Origin of the sequence: Terrirubrum flagellatum (genome assembly GCF_022059845.1) — a bacterium.
Lineage (GTDB): Bacteria > Pseudomonadota > Alphaproteobacteria > Rhizobiales > Beijerinckiaceae > Terrirubrum > Terrirubrum flagellatum.
In genome coordinates this window covers 59,742-74,710 of the sequence record NZ_CP091852.1, presented here as the reverse complement: position 1 = coordinate 74,710, position 14,969 = coordinate 59,742, and the positions used below count along the sequence as shown (strand labels likewise).

General features: G+C 62.4%; 15 protein-coding genes. 10 read left to right on the top strand and 5 right to left on the bottom strand.

Features of this window, described 5'->3' with window-relative positions; translation table 11 throughout:
• The first annotated feature begins 35 nt into the window (after positions 1-35).
• The 6 genes from L8F45_RS26860 (at position 36) to L8F45_RS26835 (ending at position 6,737) form a co-directional block, all read left to right on the top strand.
• Positions 36-989: a LysR family transcriptional regulator gene (locus tag L8F45_RS26860; RefSeq protein ID WP_342363827.1), complete on the top strand. Its 954-nt coding sequence runs from the start codon at positions 36-38 to the stop codon at positions 987-989.
• Positions 990-1,503: 514 nt separating this feature from the next.
• The gene (locus tag L8F45_RS26855; protein ID WP_342363826.1) at positions 1,504-2,472 is read left to right on the top strand and encodes a radical SAM protein; all 969 of its coding nucleotides are present in this window, start codon (positions 1,504-1,506) and stop codon (positions 2,470-2,472) included.
• Positions 2,473-2,544: 72 nt separating this feature from the next.
• Positions 2,545-3,666, top strand: coding sequence for an anhydro-N-acetylmuramic acid kinase (locus L8F45_RS26850; RefSeq protein WP_342363825.1), 1,122 nt, complete (start codon positions 2,545-2,547; stop codon positions 3,664-3,666).
• Between the two features lie 81 nt (positions 3,667-3,747).
• Positions 3,748-4,935 carry a CaiB/BaiF CoA transferase family protein gene (locus L8F45_RS26845; protein WP_342363824.1) on the top strand — a complete coding sequence of 396 codons (1,188 nt, stop codon included), beginning with the start codon at positions 3,748-3,750 and terminating at the stop codon, positions 4,933-4,935.
• Positions 4,936-4,968: 33 nt separating this feature from the next.
• Positions 4,969-5,244: a hypothetical protein gene (locus L8F45_RS26840; protein WP_342363823.1), complete on the top strand. Its 276-nt coding sequence runs from the start codon at positions 4,969-4,971 to the stop codon at positions 5,242-5,244.
• The gene (locus L8F45_RS26835) at positions 5,241-6,737 is read left to right on the top strand and encodes a ThiF family adenylyltransferase (RefSeq protein WP_342363822.1); all 1,497 of its coding nucleotides are present in this window, start codon (positions 5,241-5,243) and stop codon (positions 6,735-6,737) included. The genes L8F45_RS26840 and L8F45_RS26835 overlap by 4 nt, the downstream gene beginning before the upstream one ends.
• A 12-nt stretch (positions 6,738-6,749) precedes the next feature.
• Here the strand turns inward: L8F45_RS26835 and L8F45_RS26830 are convergent, their stop codons facing one another.
• The 3 genes from L8F45_RS26830 to L8F45_RS26820 are packed head-to-tail and all read right to left on the bottom strand — an operon-like array spanning position 6,750 to position 9,516.
• On the bottom strand, positions 6,750-7,175 hold the full coding sequence (locus L8F45_RS26830; protein WP_342363821.1) for a SufE family protein: 426 nt from the start codon (positions 7,173-7,175) through the stop codon (positions 6,750-6,752).
• A 41-nt stretch (positions 7,176-7,216) separates the two neighbouring features.
• A complete protein-coding gene (locus L8F45_RS26825) occupies positions 7,217-8,440 on the bottom strand; it encodes an acyl-CoA dehydrogenase family protein (protein ID WP_342363820.1) in 1,224 nt (407 codons plus the stop codon).
• Between the two features lie 41 nt (positions 8,441-8,481).
• Positions 8,482-9,516: a DegT/DnrJ/EryC1/StrS family aminotransferase gene (locus tag L8F45_RS26820; protein WP_342363819.1), complete on the bottom strand. Its 1,035-nt coding sequence runs from the start codon at positions 9,514-9,516 to the stop codon at positions 8,482-8,484.
• Positions 9,517-9,650: 134 nt separating this feature from the next.
• Between L8F45_RS26820 and L8F45_RS26815 the strand changes: the two genes are divergently transcribed.
• Together L8F45_RS26815 and L8F45_RS26810 are read left to right on the top strand one after the other, a co-directional pair.
• Positions 9,651-10,676 (top strand): TIM barrel protein, encoded by a 1,026-nt coding sequence (locus tag L8F45_RS26815; protein WP_342363818.1) that lies wholly within the window; start codon positions 9,651-9,653, stop codon positions 10,674-10,676.
• A gap of 57 nt (positions 10,677-10,733) precedes the next feature.
• The gene (locus tag L8F45_RS26810; protein ID WP_342363817.1) at positions 10,734-11,534 is read left to right on the top strand and encodes a HesA/MoeB/ThiF family protein; all 801 of its coding nucleotides are present in this window, start codon (positions 10,734-10,736) and stop codon (positions 11,532-11,534) included.
• Here the strand turns inward: L8F45_RS26810 and moaD are convergent.
• The gene (gene moaD, locus L8F45_RS26805; RefSeq protein WP_342363816.1) at positions 11,521-11,772 is read right to left on the bottom strand and encodes a molybdopterin converting factor subunit 1; all 252 of its coding nucleotides are present in this window, start codon (positions 11,770-11,772) and stop codon (positions 11,521-11,523) included. The two genes, L8F45_RS26810 and moaD, sit on opposite strands and share 14 nt — an antisense overlap.
• Positions 11,773-11,913: 141 nt before the next feature.
• A complete protein-coding gene (gene nagA, locus L8F45_RS26800; RefSeq protein WP_342363815.1) occupies positions 11,914-13,149 on the bottom strand; it encodes an N-acetylglucosamine-6-phosphate deacetylase in 1,236 nt (411 codons plus the stop codon).
• A gap of 162 nt (positions 13,150-13,311) precedes the next feature.
• Here nagA and L8F45_RS26795 point away from each other — a divergent pair, with 162 nt between their 5' ends.
• Together L8F45_RS26795 and L8F45_RS26790 are read left to right on the top strand one after the other, a co-directional pair.
• Positions 13,312-14,193 carry an N-acetylmuramic acid 6-phosphate etherase gene (locus L8F45_RS26795; RefSeq protein WP_342363814.1) on the top strand — a complete coding sequence of 294 codons (882 nt, stop codon included), beginning with the start codon at positions 13,312-13,314 and terminating at the stop codon, positions 14,191-14,193.
• A 13-nt stretch (positions 14,194-14,206) separates the two neighbouring features.
• Positions 14,207-14,965 (top strand): GntR family transcriptional regulator, encoded by a 759-nt coding sequence (locus L8F45_RS26790; protein ID WP_342363813.1) that lies wholly within the window; start codon positions 14,207-14,209, stop codon positions 14,963-14,965.
• Positions 14,966-14,969: the final 4 nt, after the last annotated feature.

Sequence of the window (14,969 nt, the reverse complement as noted above, 5' to 3'; positions counted from 1 at the left end):
ATGATATTTTCACCCAGACTATTTCACGCAGTGATATGAACCTCCGTCAGCTCGAGATCCTCCGCGCAGTCGTCCGCCACCGCACAACCGTCGCCGCCGCCGATGAGCTGGCGCTGTCGCAGCCGGCGATCAGCAACGCCCTGAAAGCGATGGAGAAGCGCGCGGGCTTCCCGCTATTCGAGCGCGTCAACAACCGGCTGTTTCCGACCGCGGAGGCCATGACGCTCTATGAGGAGAGCGAGGCGATCTTCGCGCTGCACGCCAAGTTGGAAAATCGGGTCCGCGATCTCAAGGAGTGCCGCTCGGGATATCTCTCGATCGTGGCGACACCGCCGCTCGCCTACAGCATCATCCCGCCGGCGCTGTCGAACTTCCTGAAGCGACGGCCTGACACGCGCGTCTTCTTCGACGTCCGGCGCTACGAGGGCACGGTCGACGGCGTGCTCAGCCGCGTGGCGGAGCTCGGCTTTGCGCTCGGGTTTTCGCCACGCCCGGGCGTCGCGCACGAGATCGTTCACAGCGGCGAGATGGTGTGCGTGTTGCATCCCGATCATCCGCTGGCGGAGCGCCCGATGATCACGGCGGCTGATCTCGTTGGAACGCCCTTCATTGGCCTTGAGCGCGGCACGCAATTAGGCGAGGCGCTGCGCGACAGTTTCGCGCAAGCGGGCGCGCCATTTCAGCCCACGGTGGAGGTCCGCTATTGCAACACCGCCTGCGTGCTCGCCGCGGCCAAGGTGGGCGCCGCGGTCGTCGATCCGTTCTCGCCGCGCCAGGGTGGTTCGCACAATCTGGTCGAGCGGCCCTTCACGCCGAAGACGCCCGCCACCGCGCATATGCTGTGGTCGGAGGCCGCGCCGCTGTCGCGCCTGGCGAAGGCGTTTCTCGACGAGGTGCGCGAGGCCAGCCGAACCGTAAACCAGGATAATTCCGCCCCTGTTCAGGAGCGCGCCGCACGCCGGTCCCGCAAGACCCGATCTGGATATTAGTCGCCAACGCAAGCGAAAATGATGATCGGCACTACGGCAAGTCGCACCGAATTTCTCTGTGAGTTGTTTGCGTGCATTCCAGAACGATCGGATGCGAGCTCAACCTCCGATCGCGATTGACGGGAAAGACGCAAACTCGACCGGGCGGAAAGCACGGCCAGCGTTAAGGTCGATCGCTTCCGAGAGCTGAGCTCTCGAACGACGCAGACAACTCCAGAAGACTGTATTGCGCGCCTGCCAATTCGACAGGTCTTCAGGCGACGACCGGGCTGTATGCCCGACGGACGCACAATAACTCCAGCTCGTCAGCTTCCGCCGGCGTAACGATCCGCCGACGGTTGCCTTGTACGCGAGCAATGAATCATTTCGACTCAAATTGGTATTGTTGACTTGATACCATATAAGAGATGTGGTCTTCTCTCAAGGCGGCATGCGGGGGAACAAATAGTCAAAAATTCAACGTCGGTGAGGCGAATACGTTTGATTCAAACAAACATACTCACAGAGGTGGTAAATGGCTGGACTCCGCACAGAGCATGCTGCTTCAAAACACCCTGTTTGGCTGTGGCTTGATCCTACTACCAGATGTAATCTGGAATGCCGCCTTTGCTATACAAAGCAGAGTCACGGCAAATTAGATATGGATCCTCCTGATCTGAAAATTATACTTCAAAAACTGAAGTACAGCGGATCAGTCCAACCTAAGACCATTCATTTAAACTGGCGGGGCGAGCCATTGATGAATCCGCGCTTCGCCGACCTGCTGGCGACCGTTCGCGACGTGATGCCCGATATCCCGCTTCAGTGGCACACGAACGGCACCATGCTGACCCACAAGCGCGTGCGGGAAATCCTCGCGGTGGATTGGCCGCATAAGATCTTCGTATCGATCGATGGCGGCAATGAACGGAGCCACGATCTCAATCGCGGCAAGGGCACGTTTCGAAAGACGATGCGTGGACTCGAGACTCTGCTTGAGCATGGCAAAGGCCGCGCCGGCCTTACGATCGGCGTCTATCAGATTGATCTCGGCGAGTCCGAAGAGAATTATGACGATGAATTCCGTCGACTCGTTGCGATGGTCGACGATCATGTGAAGGTGAAAGCGCTCGTGCCGGGCGGCGCCGAGCATAACATCACCTCGGCCGACACGTTGGAAAGCGACGAGACGCTCGATCGCATGGTCGCTGAGGAAGTGGCGGCGTTCATGCCGGTGCCGCAGGGTCCATGCTTCTGGGCGGGACATGTGTTATGCGTGGCGCCGGACGGCCAGGTGTGGATTTGCGTGATCAGTCACGGCAAGCTCGGCGTTGTCGGCAACCTCGTCACTGAATCGGCGGAAGTCGTCGTCGGCCGCGCTTTGGCGTTTCGCGCCGAACTCGCCGCGAAGGGCCGGCAGAACATGCAGCATTGCCGCACCTGCCGAAAACCGGAAGGACGAATCTTTGCAAAGAATCTGGCGCCCGACGCAGAGGCGGCCTGATATGATCTGTCTCGACCAAATATCAAGGCATGCTGGTCGAGACCCCAATTCAAACAGCACGGAGAAAATTCGATGAAGCCTGTGTGGGCCATTGGTTTGATGACGGGAACGGTGCTCGACGGCTTCATCGACGTCGCCGCCATTCGCACCGACGGCGAGAGCATCGCCGAGTTCGGCCATTGGACGCTGGCGCCCTATTCAGACGACGTGCGCAAGCTTCTTTCGGCTGCCGTCGAGGCCGCGCTCGAATGGCGATTCACAGGAGCGGAGCCGCCGATCTTTCGACAGGCTGAGAAAGCGCTGACGCACGCCCAGTCCTTAGCGGTCAACGATTTTCTTGCGAAAGCCGGTCTCAGTCCAAAGGAAGTCGCCGCGATCGGCTTTCATGGCCAGACCGTGCTGCATATCGCGCCGGTCGGGAGCCGTCATGGCAATACGCGGCAACTTGGCGACGGCGCTCTGATGGCGCACATCACCGGCGTCGACGTCGCCTATGATTTCCGCTCGGACGACATGCGCGCTGGCGGCCACGGCGCGCCGCTATCTGCATCCTATCACGCGGCGCTGCTGCGCAAGATCGGCGCAGCCGCGCCAGCGGCGGCGCTCAATCTTGGCGGCGTCGCCAACATCACCTGGTGGGGCGGCGGCGACAACATCATAGCCTTCGACACCGGTCCCGCGAACGGGCCGATCAATGATTGGATCATCCGCCACCATCTCGGCGAGATGGACGTGGACGGCGCGATCGCGCGGCGCGGAAAAGTCGATGAGCCGCGCCTCGCCAAGCTTCTTCAGCATCCATTCCTGAGCGAGCCCTATCCGAAATCGCTCGATCGCTACGACTTCACGGCGGCGATGGCCGACGGACTTGATCCGGCGGATGGCGCCGCCACGCTGACGGCGTTCACGGCTGCGACCGTCGGCAAGGCGCTTGATCTTTTGCCGGAACGGCCGAAGCAACTGATCATCTGCGGCGGCGGCCGCAAGAATCCGGCGATCATGGACGCTCTCAAGGTCCGCGCCAAAGTCGAACCCTTGATGGCGGAGGACGTGGGTTGGCGCGGCGACGCCATCGAAGCGGAATGTTTCGCATACCTCGCTGTCCGCCTGCTGCGAGGCCTGCCTGTCAGTTTCCCGCTGACCACCGGCGTCAAGGTCGCAATTCCCGGCGGCCGGTTGGCCAAAGCTGCTTGACCGTGCTGGCGATGCGGCCCGGGCGCGAACCGCCGCGGGCCGCATCGCAAGGACCTTTCATCGCATTGCTGGGAGACGACAATGGCCGCTGCGCTTGAAGGCCTGAAAGTTCTGGATCTCTCGCGTTACATCGCTGGTCCGTTCGCCGCCCAGATTTTTGGCGATCTCGGCGCTGACGTCGTCAAGGTGGAGCGTTTGGACGGCGGCGAAGAAGGCCGGCGTGTCGGCGAACTGGTCGACGGCGAGACGTTGTTCTTCATGTCGGCCAATCGCAACAAGCGCAGTCTCACCATTGATTTCCGCAACCCTGAAGGCCAGGAACTCCTGCGCGCCCTCGCCTCGAAAGCGGACGTGCTCATCGAGAACTTCCGTCCGGGCACTATGGAAAAAATGGGCTGCGGCTGGGACGTCTTGAGCGCGATCAATCCGCGCCTCGTCATGGTGCGGATATCCGGGTTTGGCCAGGACGGGCCGCTCGCTCAACACCCTTGCTTCGACGGCGCGGCGCAAGCGCTGAGCGGCGTGATGTCGCAAACCGGTCATCCCGAAGGCGCGCCGACGATGACCGGCGTGTTCGTCTGCGACTACGGCACCGCGCTCTATGCAACGATCGCCGCCCTCGCCGCCCTGCGCGCCCGGGACCAGACCGGTCGCGGCCAGGTTGTCGAAGCGACGCTGATGGAAAGCGGCATGTCGATGCTCACGACGGCGATTCCGGAACGAATCCTCTTCGGCCGCGAAATGACGCGTTATGGCAATCGCGATCGTTATCTCTCGCCATCTCACTGTTTCCAGTCTGGCGATCGACAATGGATTTACGTCGTGGCGGGCAATGATGACCATTTCCCGCGCTTCGCGCGCGCAATGGGACGGCCGGATCTTATCGATGATCCGCGCTTCAAGACATTTGTCGATCGCAATCGCAACGTCGCAGCGCTCGAGCAGATCATTGACGCCTGGGGGGCAAGCGTTTCGGGCGAGGAAGCGTTGCGCCTGATCCATGCGGCGGACGTGCCGTGCGAGCGCGTGTCGACGATCGCCGACGTGATTGAGCATCCGCAGGTGAAGCACCGCGCGCAAATCGTCGACGTGCCGCACGCCGGCGGCGCGGTTCCCTTTCAGGCGCCGGCCTTCCGCATGCACGACACGCCGCCTGAAGTTCGCCGGGGAGCTCCGGCGCTTGGCGAACATACAGACGCGATCCTTGACGAATGGCTCGGCATGGCCGGCGAGAAGATCGCCACGCTGCGCGCCAACGCGGCGATCTAGATCCGCTTTCCCTGAGGGATCGGAGAAGCCGGGATGAACGATCGTAACTCAGAGCTTCATATCTTCGTCAATCGTCGCCGCTTCGACGCGACGCACGGCCTGACGAAGCGCGTAACGGGCGCCGAGATCGCCGCGCTCGTCAACGTGCCGCGCATGAACGCAGTCGTCGAACACGACGCGGGGGTCGACGCATTGACGCCGGTCGATCTCGATACTCCGATCGACATCGAAAACGGGGCGCAATTTCTCGTGACGCGCGAATTCGTGCTGGGCGGCGCAAACGACGCGCGAGAGAGAATTCTTTCATGACAGCCGCTCGTCTGTCGACATCGGGAGCGCCTGACGCGCTCGTGCGGATGGCGGAGCCGGATTTCGGCGCGCTGATTGACCTTATCTTTCGTCGGCATCCCGCGCGCGAATGGGGAAGTTTCGCCTGGTTCGGTTGGCGCGATACGCCGGGCGGACTTGTGTTGACGCTCGCCGGCCTCGCGCCGCCGGAGCCGGGCGATCTCGACGAGTCCGAAGACATCCTGAAAATTCAATCGCGTTATATGACGCGCGTCGCGCGTCGCGCCGAACGTCAACCCTTTGCAGTCGGCGTCATCCATTCGCATCCGGAGGGCGCGCCGCCGCGGCCGAGCGCGCTCGACGACGACATGGACTCGCACCTGGCGGACTTCTTGTCCGGCTTCGCGCCTGCTCGTCCCTACGCCAGCCTGATATTCTCGCGCCTTGACGGAAAGTTGGCGGCGTCGGGCCGGATTTTCTTCGCCGGCGGATGGCGAACCGTGCAGCGCATCATGGTTGAACGCAGGCCCGACATCGAGACATGGCCGCATGGCGAGCCGCCGCCGCCCGCCGCCGCCGCGCCTGAGCGGGTCGCGCGATTTTCGAGCGCTTTCGGAGAAGAAGCGCACCAGCGTCTTCGCCGATCAACGGTCGCCGTGATCGGCGCCGGCGGCACCGGCTCCGCCGCGATCCCGATCCTGGCGCGCGCCGGCATCGGGCGCATCATCGTCGCCGACATCGATCGCGTCAGCGAGTCTAATCTCGAGCGCATGCATGGATCGATGCCAATCCATGCGCAGCAGGGAACGCCAAAGGCCTTGCTCGCGAAGCGCCATGTCGCGGCGATCGATCCCTCGATCCGCGTCGACGCCTATATGGGGCGATTGCCGCAGACGGAGATCATCGACGCCGTCGCATCGGCTGATGTCATTCTCGGCTGCACAGACCAGCAGCACAGCCGCGTCGCGCTCTCCGAAATGGCGATCCGCTATCTCGTTCCAGCGATCGACTGCGCGGGGTTGATCGAGGGGCGCGACGGTCGCGTCACCGGGCAAATCATTCAACTCACGCGGTTTCTCGCGGACGATCCCTGTCCCTATTGCCGCAGCATGGTCGATCCAACGCGAGCCGCAATTGAGCTCTTGTCTCCGGAGGAGCGCGAAGCGAAGCGCGCGGCGTTGAAGGTAACGCGCGGGCCGGATCCGACGGAGACGCCCCAGATCGATACGGTCGGTTATATCACGACCGTCTCGGGCACCTTCGCCGCCGGTTATGCGATCGGGTGGATGACGGGTCGCTTCGATCCGCCGTTCCAGCGGATGCAGATGAACTTTGTCGCCGAGGGACTCGGCGTGACAGATCGCCCCCAGAAGAAACGAGCCAACTGTCGATGCGCTGGACTACGCGGTTCGGCCGATCAGGGCGCGGACCGGGCGCTTGTCAGCGCTCCATCCCACTGGCCTCCTGTCGAGCGCATTGACGGACCGATCGAAGGCCCGCTCGCAAGCGGCTAGTCGCAGCATCGATCAGGAACCGCCTTCGCGCGCCGCGAGCTCGCGAATCCGTTTCACCATGAGATAAAGACCGTTCGCCCGACTTGGCGACAGCGACGTCGACAGGCCTATGCGTTCGAAGACATCCGGAGAATGCGCCAGGATCGTGTCCGGCGGCTGATCGGAATAAAGACGCAGCAGCAGCGCAATGAGTCCACGAACGATCAGCGCGTCGGACGCGGCCTGCAGGCGGACAATGCCTGCCGCGGCATCGTAGCCTCCGGCGATCCAGACCTGCGACTGACATCCCGTGACGCGATTGTCCTCGACCTTGAGGATCGAATCCATGTCCGGCAACTGACGCCCGAAATCAAGCAGCCGTCGCGTGCGCTGCTCCCAATCAGGCAGCGCAAGAAATTCCTGCTCGATCGCCAGGCTTATTTCCGAGATCGCTGTCATGCGCTCACGCTACGCCGCAAGTTGGTATGTTCAGACACGCATCAGAGAAGCGTGTCAGTTGTCTCAATTCCCATCATGGCCGCGCCCATGACGCGTCCGTGCTGCTCATACTGGACCGCGGCGTGTTGGCGCGCCGCCGAAAGATCAGCCAAAATGCGCGCGAAGGGCTTCTCCTCAAGCAAGGCTGAGGTCCCGGACGCTTTGAACAATCGTTGCGCCAGCGCACAACACCTTTCCGGAACCATGGTTGCGTGCATGCGCTGGATTTGACGCTCCCGTATCGGCGCCTCTTCGCGCCGCGCCGCATAGGACGTCAAGGCCGCGACATTGCGATGGATCATCGCGCGCATTTCGTCGATCGCGGCAAGCGTCTCGGCCGCAACGCATTGGGCGACTGCGTCCGCCGCCGCCGAGGCGCCCATGACTGTGATCCGCGCGCGGTTATGTTCGATGAAGGCATCAAGCATCGCTTGCAGCGCGCCGATGCAGGAGGACGTTATGGCGCGGAAGAGCAATTGCGGCAGCGGCAAGCGATAGAGCGGCCCGCTGTTTACGGCGAGGCCGGCGCTCGCGCCGGAAAAGCGATCGATATGGCGATGAACGCGATAGGCGGGCACGAAAATGTCGCGCGCCGCCACGTCGTGGCTGCCGGTGGCGCGCAGGCCCATCGTCCGCCAATTGTCGATAATTTCAACATCACGTCGCGGCAGAAGAAACGCGCAGGCGTCCGGCGGAGCGTCGTCTGTCCGCGACGCGAGCCCTCCAAGAAATATCCAGTCGCAGTGATCAACCCCGCTTGCATAGCCCCAGCGGCCGGACAGACGAAAGCCGCCTTCCACCGGCGTCGCCTTGCCTGTCGGCATATAGCTTGCGGCCAGAAGCGCATCGGGGTTGGCGCTCCATACATCATCCTGCGCGCGCTCATGGAGAAGCGCCAGATGGAAGGCGAGCACCGCGGTCACGCCGTAAACCCACCCGACCGACATATCGCCGCGGCTCAACTCAATCTGCAGCTCATTCATGACCGACGGCGCCATCTCATATCCGCCATACCGTTTTGGTTGCAGCACGCGATAGAATCCCGCACCCCTGAGTTCCGCAATGGTTTCGGGCGGGAGACGGCGATCCCGCTCTCCGACCGCTACGCGGTCGCAGAGCGTCGGGATCATCGCGCTGGCGCGAGCGATCATCGAAGCCGGATCCGGCGTTGACGATCGCAATGAAGAACCGGAGAGCGCTGCACGATCGGCATCAGAAATCGTCATCTCGTCTCTCCTCTCGCGGCGCTTCAGCGTACGGCGCTCATTCACGCCAACGCGACGCGCTCCACGCTCCCTGCTTTCGGCGTTTGCGCCTCGCGCGGATAATAGATGGGCGCACACCAGTGGTTCGCCGCCACCCAATCGGTGTTCGGCAGATCGACCTCATGACGCATGATGCGATGGCAAGGCAGCTCATAGACGCGACCGGTGCTCTTTTCGATCGGGTCGAACACGATGTATTTGTAGAATCCGCTTTCCATACCGTCGGGAAAGCGCACGCGGTTGGGATGAGCGCGGTCGAGGACTTCGCGCGCATAGTCGCGCTTCCAGGCGACGATTTCTTCCATGCGACGCGTCTGGACGACGGCAAGCGCCGCAGTCATTTCATGCATGCGATGGTTCATGCCCTGGATCGTATAGTTCGACCCCCGGCCGTAGTTTCGGAACGATCGCAGATGCTTGATAATTTCCGGATCGCGCGCCACAGCGACGCCGCCTTCGCCGGTGGAGATCGTTTTAGTGGCATAGAACGAATAGATTCCGAGGTCGCCCCAAGTGCCGGCGCGCCGACCGTTCCAATGCGCGCCGTGCGAATGCGCGCAATCCTCGATCAGGCGGATTCCCCGCTCGCGGCAATAGTTGGCGATGCGCACAATGTCGAACGCGATGTGGCCGCCAACATGCACGATCCAGGCGGCTTTCGGACGGACAAGCTCAGCCTTGCGTACGAAATCATCGAAAGATCCGCAGAGATCCTCGCGATTGCAATCGTAGAAAACCACCTCGGCGTCGGATAGCTGCGCCGCGCGCGGCGTGGCGAGAAAAGTATTTGAGGGGCAGAGAACTTTTTCGCCCTTCACATTGAAGAAATCGAGCGCGGCGAGCGCGGCGCCGGCCCAATTGTCAAAGGCGACCGCCGTGGCGTCGTTCCATTTCGTCCAGAGAGATTCGAATTCCTCAACCTGCTCGCCCTCGCTCCATCTCTGCGAGCGGATAACCGAGCGCCAGCGCGACATGAGCTCGTCTTCGTCGCGCGGATCGAAGGCGATGGTGAATGGAAGCGCTGCAGTCGCTGTCATTGAAAGCACCTCGCTTAGGTTAATGCGCTGACGCGGTCCGACTGATGGACAAGATCGCGCGAGCTGTGCAAAGTGACGGAGCTGCGCCGCGCGCTTCTCCCGGATTGTCCGCGAAATCCAGAGGCGAGATCCATATGCCGGAATACGCCCTGAAGGGAGCCGCGATCGATCTTCGACAATTGTCCGATCGAGCAAACCGGCTGCGCCAGGTCGGCCTCCCAATCATTATTGAATTGCACACATTCGGGCCGCGCGACCTCGCAAGCGAAACGGGATACGCGCAGGTCAAGGACAATATCGCGCGTCTGCGTGACAATTTCGACGACGTGCGGTTCGTTCTGCATGAGCCCTATCAATCGGTCGCGCGCGTCACGGCGATGGATTTCGATATCGAGCCTGTTGAACGCGCCATCGCAGCTGCGCATGCGCTCGGTTGCGGGGCGCTGGTCATGCATCGCTATTGGGCGCTTGTTTTCGGCGATGCGCCGGCGCGCTCGTCGCGGGCCGACGCGACAGCAGGCTTCCTCGATATTGTTCAGCGCCTGGCGCGCGCCGCGGGCGATCTGCGCCTTCTGGTTGAGAATGTCGGCCACTATTCGCTGCTGCCGCGCGACGGCCGACATTTCCTGTCCGGCCCCCTGGATCATTTTTTTCCTTGGGAAATCACAGAATTCCGCAGCGCGCTCGAGGCGGCCCGCGTGACGAATGTCGAAGCGTTCATCGACGTCGCGCACGCCACGCTGTCCGCCAATCTTTTCAACTACAAGAAAAGACGACTGGCCGCCTTGCGCGACGACCGTCGTTTCGACTGGATCACCGACGATGATCTGGCGCGCACCGATGCGCTTCACCCGTTCGATTTCGTCGATTCGCGCATGCCCCATCTGCATCTGTCCGACAGCCTGCTGCTGTCGCAGGACGCGCTGTCGACGGAATTGGACGAAGAATCTTTGACGAAAGCCGTCACGGCGGAAGGGTTGGAGATCGGAGCGGGTAATCTGCCCTGGCGTCGTTTGCGTGAACGGGTCGGCGCCAATGCGACGCTTGTTCTCGAGGTCGAACCCGGCCCAGACGACAGCCATGAATCGAACGGCGCGCAGGAGCGATCGCTTCATGCTTTGCGCGAAATCATGGCGTCGAACGCGTCCATTGCAGATTGAAGCCGCTCTCAAGCGGGCATATGGTTCCGGGCGATGATTTTGAGAGGGAGCGCGCGCATGTCTCTTTCCGATCAGGAAATCGCACGCTATCGACGGCAGATGGCGCTGCCGGAAATCGGCGCACCCGGTCAGGAGCGATTGTCCACGTCGCGCGTGCTCGTGATCGGTGCCGGCGGCCTGGGATCGCCCTTGCTGCTCTTTCTCGCAGGCGCGGGCGTCGGCCATCTCGGAATCGTCGATTTCGACTATGTCGAACTTTCGAATTTGCATCGACAGATTCTTCATACGACCGATCGCATCGACACAGCCAAAACCGAAAGCGCGCGAGTCGCCGTTCGCGCGCTCAATCCGCATGTCGAACTCATCGAACATGCAATGCCGATCAATGTCGAGAACGCCGACGCTCTTGTGGCGGGCTATGATCTCGTCGCTGACGGCAGCGACAATTTCGCGACGCGCGACGCGGTGCACGCCGCTTGCTTCGCCCGCCGCATTCCGCTTGTCAGCGCAGCGATTCAGGTGACGAGCGGCATTCTCACCACGTTCAAGGCCTATTTGGGCCGGCCGCATCCCTGTTATCGATGCCTCTATCCGGAAGCCCTGCCGCGCGCCGTGACGCCTTCCTGCGCCGATATCGGCGTACTTGGCCCGGCTGTCGGCGCGCTTGGCGCCATGCAGGCGGTCGAGGTTATCAAGGAACTGCTCGGGATCGAACCGAGCCTGTCGGGCTCGCTCGCCATGTATGACGCCTGGGCTGCGAGCATCGAACATGTCACGCTTCCGCGCCGGCCGAATTGTCCGACATGCGAAGCGGCGACCGCCGATGCCAGATTGGAAACAATGCTCAGCCTCCCGTAACGGGCGGGAAAAACTGAACCTCATCTGTTTCCGCCAGACTGTGCGAATTCTCGACATACCGACGATTGACGACGCAGCGCAGCGCGCCCGGCGTATTGGCGATTTCTCCGAGCGCGGGATGCTTGCCGGCGAGGTGGGTCACGAGATCAGCGACAGTCGCGCCGCCTTGCGGCAACGCCACATCTTCGCGCGATACGCCGGTTTTTGTGCGCAGCCAGGAGAAATAGTTCACCCGCATGATCACCTCGTTTTACTTATCGTTCGGGAGCTCCGTTGGCTTCGCGCGACGCAACAGATGGGATTTACGCGTCTTCGGAAATCTGGTGACTATCGCTTACGATCGCCTTTCCCCGATAGAATGCATTGATTCATTTCGCGCTCAGCCGCGCGCCCGCGCGCGCATTTGCTCGCCGCCGTCATGCGATGCTTCCTCGCCGCCGATCCAGGTTTTGACGACGCTCCAGTCGCCGCTGAAGGCTACGAGATCCGCGCGATAGCCAGGCTTGATTCGACCAAGCTCATCGCCAAGCCCGAGAAATCTTGCAGGCGTGCGCGACGCCATGATCAGCGCGTCTTCCAGCGATACGCCCATCATCTGAACAGCGTTCCTGACCGCAGCCATCATGTCGAGATGCGCGCCCGCGAGCGTTCCGTCCGCGGCGACCAGCCGATCGCCGTCGCGAGCGACAGGACGCCCCTGCAACGAGAACTGTCTTATGTCTGATCCGACCGTCGACATCGCATCGGTGACCAGCATCAACCGATCGGCACCACACAAGCGAAAGGCGGTCCGCAGATTAAGTGGGTGTACGTGAATTCCGTCGCAGATAACGCCGGCGATCAATCGGCCGTCGACGAATGTCGTTCCGACGAGCCCGAGCTCACGCGCCGACATCTGCGACATGGCGTTGAAAAGATGAGTCACCCCGGTCAACCCGGCGTCAATCGCCATCAACATCTGCGCGTGCGTCGCGTCGCTATGCCCGGCGGAGACGCGCACGCCGGCGCTAACCAGCTTACGGATGTCCGCCGCGGCCACGAGCTCTGGCGCGATTGTGACAAGCGACCTGCCATATTTGCCGAGCGCCATCAGCGTCTGCAGCGACGCTGTGTCGATCGGCCGAATATACTCCGGCGAATGGACGCCCTTCTTCGCCGTGCTGATGAAAGGGCCCTCCATATGAAGGCCAAGCACGCCTGGCGGTCTGGCGGCGGTCAGCGCAACGTTGGCAAGTTGCGCAAGCGTTTCCTGACGATCCGTGATCAGCGTCGGCAGGAGGCCTGTCACGCCGAAACGACGGTGCGCTTGCGCAATCGCAGCAATGCTCTCGAGAGACGGCGCGTCGTTGAGAAGACGCCCTCCTCCGCCGTTGACTTGCGTGTCGATGAAACCGGGAGCGAGCATAACGTCTTCGGCCAGATGCACGATCGGACCTGTCGCCCGGGACGACGCAGGCCCGGCGGCGATGATGCGGCCATCTGCAATATCGATTTTCCAGTTTCGGCGAAGGCGCTCGCCATCGAACAACCGCGCAGCCTCGATGGTGATGGCGTGCGGGACTGCGGATTCAGCGATTGCGACGCGTCGCGCATCGGCGAGATTGAGCTGGTTCATGAATAGTCTCGCTTCTCAATACCAATACGAAACCACTTTTAGATTGGCAAGCCGCAGCCTGACGACACAGGTGTCTTGGCTTTGCTGGGCGGCCCCGCCTACAGCATAGGTCTTGCGATTGGCATTGTAAGGTATTAGATAGGTATCTTTATGGGGGCCGTTATGTCAACCGAATCCGTCAGCGAGCGCTTCACGGAGCTGGACGCCTGGAGCGTCGGCGATGCGTTGGAGGCCATGCTCGAAGGCCAGATGCGCGCCGCCGCCGCCTGCGTCGCCGCGCTTCCCGCGATGACGGCTGCGGTCGAAGGCGCGGCGGCGGCGCTCGGCGCGTCAGGCCGCCTCGTTTATCTCGGCGCGGGCACGTCCGGTCGCGTCGCCGTGCAGGACGGCGCAGAATTGCCGCCGACGTTCAACTGGCCGCGGAAACGGCTTCTCTTCCTGATGGCCGGAGGGCCCGATGCGTTGCTCAACAGCGTTGAAGGGGCGGAAGACGACGGCGCCGACGCGGCGCGTCAAATCGATCTCGCCGAAATTGGCTCAAACGACGTTGTGATCGGGGTCGCCGCCAGCGGACGCACGCCTTTCACGGTTTCGGGCGTGCGCCGCGCGGCCGAACGCGGGGCCTTGACCATCGGCGTCGCAAACAATCCCGGAACCCCCCTGCTCGACGCCTCGCGCCATCCGGTTCTCGTCGACACCGGCGCTGAGGTGATCGCCGGCTCGACGCGGATGAAGGCCGGAACGGCGCAAAAGATCGTATTGAATTTGCTCTCGACCGGAATCATGATCCGGCTGGGACGAATCTATCGCGGCATGATGGTCAACATGCTCGCCTCGAACGCCAAGTTGAGGAAGCGGTCCGAGGACATTGTTGTCGCCATCACGGGCTGCGACGAGAAGGCGGCGCGCGAGGCTCTGGACGATGCGAACGGCGACATGAAACTGGCGTCGCTCATCGCGCTAGGGATCGCAAGGGAGGAAGCGCTGGTGAAACTCGCTCAACACAGCGGCAACTTGCGTCGCGCCATCAGCGCCGCCGGCTGATCACCGCCTGACGATGATCAATCCGGCGGATTTCCGTCTCGACGAAAGGAGCTCGACTCCTCTCTACCTGCAGCTTGCCGATCTGCTGCGCACCTGCATTAGCCAGGGGCAGATCAAGGTCGGCGATGCGTTGCCGGCCGAACGCGAAATCAGCCAGGCGAGCGGCATTTCGCGCGTGACCGTTCGCAAAGCGCTCGACACGCTGCTGAAGGAAGGGCTGCTGTCGCGGCGGCAGGGTTCCGGCACTTATATTGCGCCGCGGATCGAGCAGCCTGCGGCCGTTCTTGCGGGATTCTCCGCCGACATGGCCAATCGCGGCTTCATCGCCGACGCCATTCTCATCGAATGCAGGGTCGGCGTCGCCACCCCCGAAGAAGCGATGACCCTGTCCCTGTCGGTCGACGCCGCAGTCGCGCGACTGACACGCGTGCGCACCGCGGATGGGGAACCCCTTGCGATCGAGCGGGCCGTCATTCCGGCCGTCTTTCTGCCGCAGCCGGAAAAGGTCGGCCCTTCGCTTTATACGGCGCTCGGGGCGCGCGGCTTCCGCCCGGTCCGGGGATTGCAGCGGCTCCAGGCGTCCCTCGCCACCTCGCAGGAGGCCAAGCTCCTGTCCATTCCGGTCGGCGCGGCGATCCTGAGAATCGAGCGCCGCACGTTCCTGGCGAACGGAGCGGCGGTGGAGTTCACCCGATCGGCTTATCGTGGCGACCGCTACGACTTCATCACCGAAGTCCGTGAGCTGCGCAGCGATTCCACCACAGTGAAATAGTCAT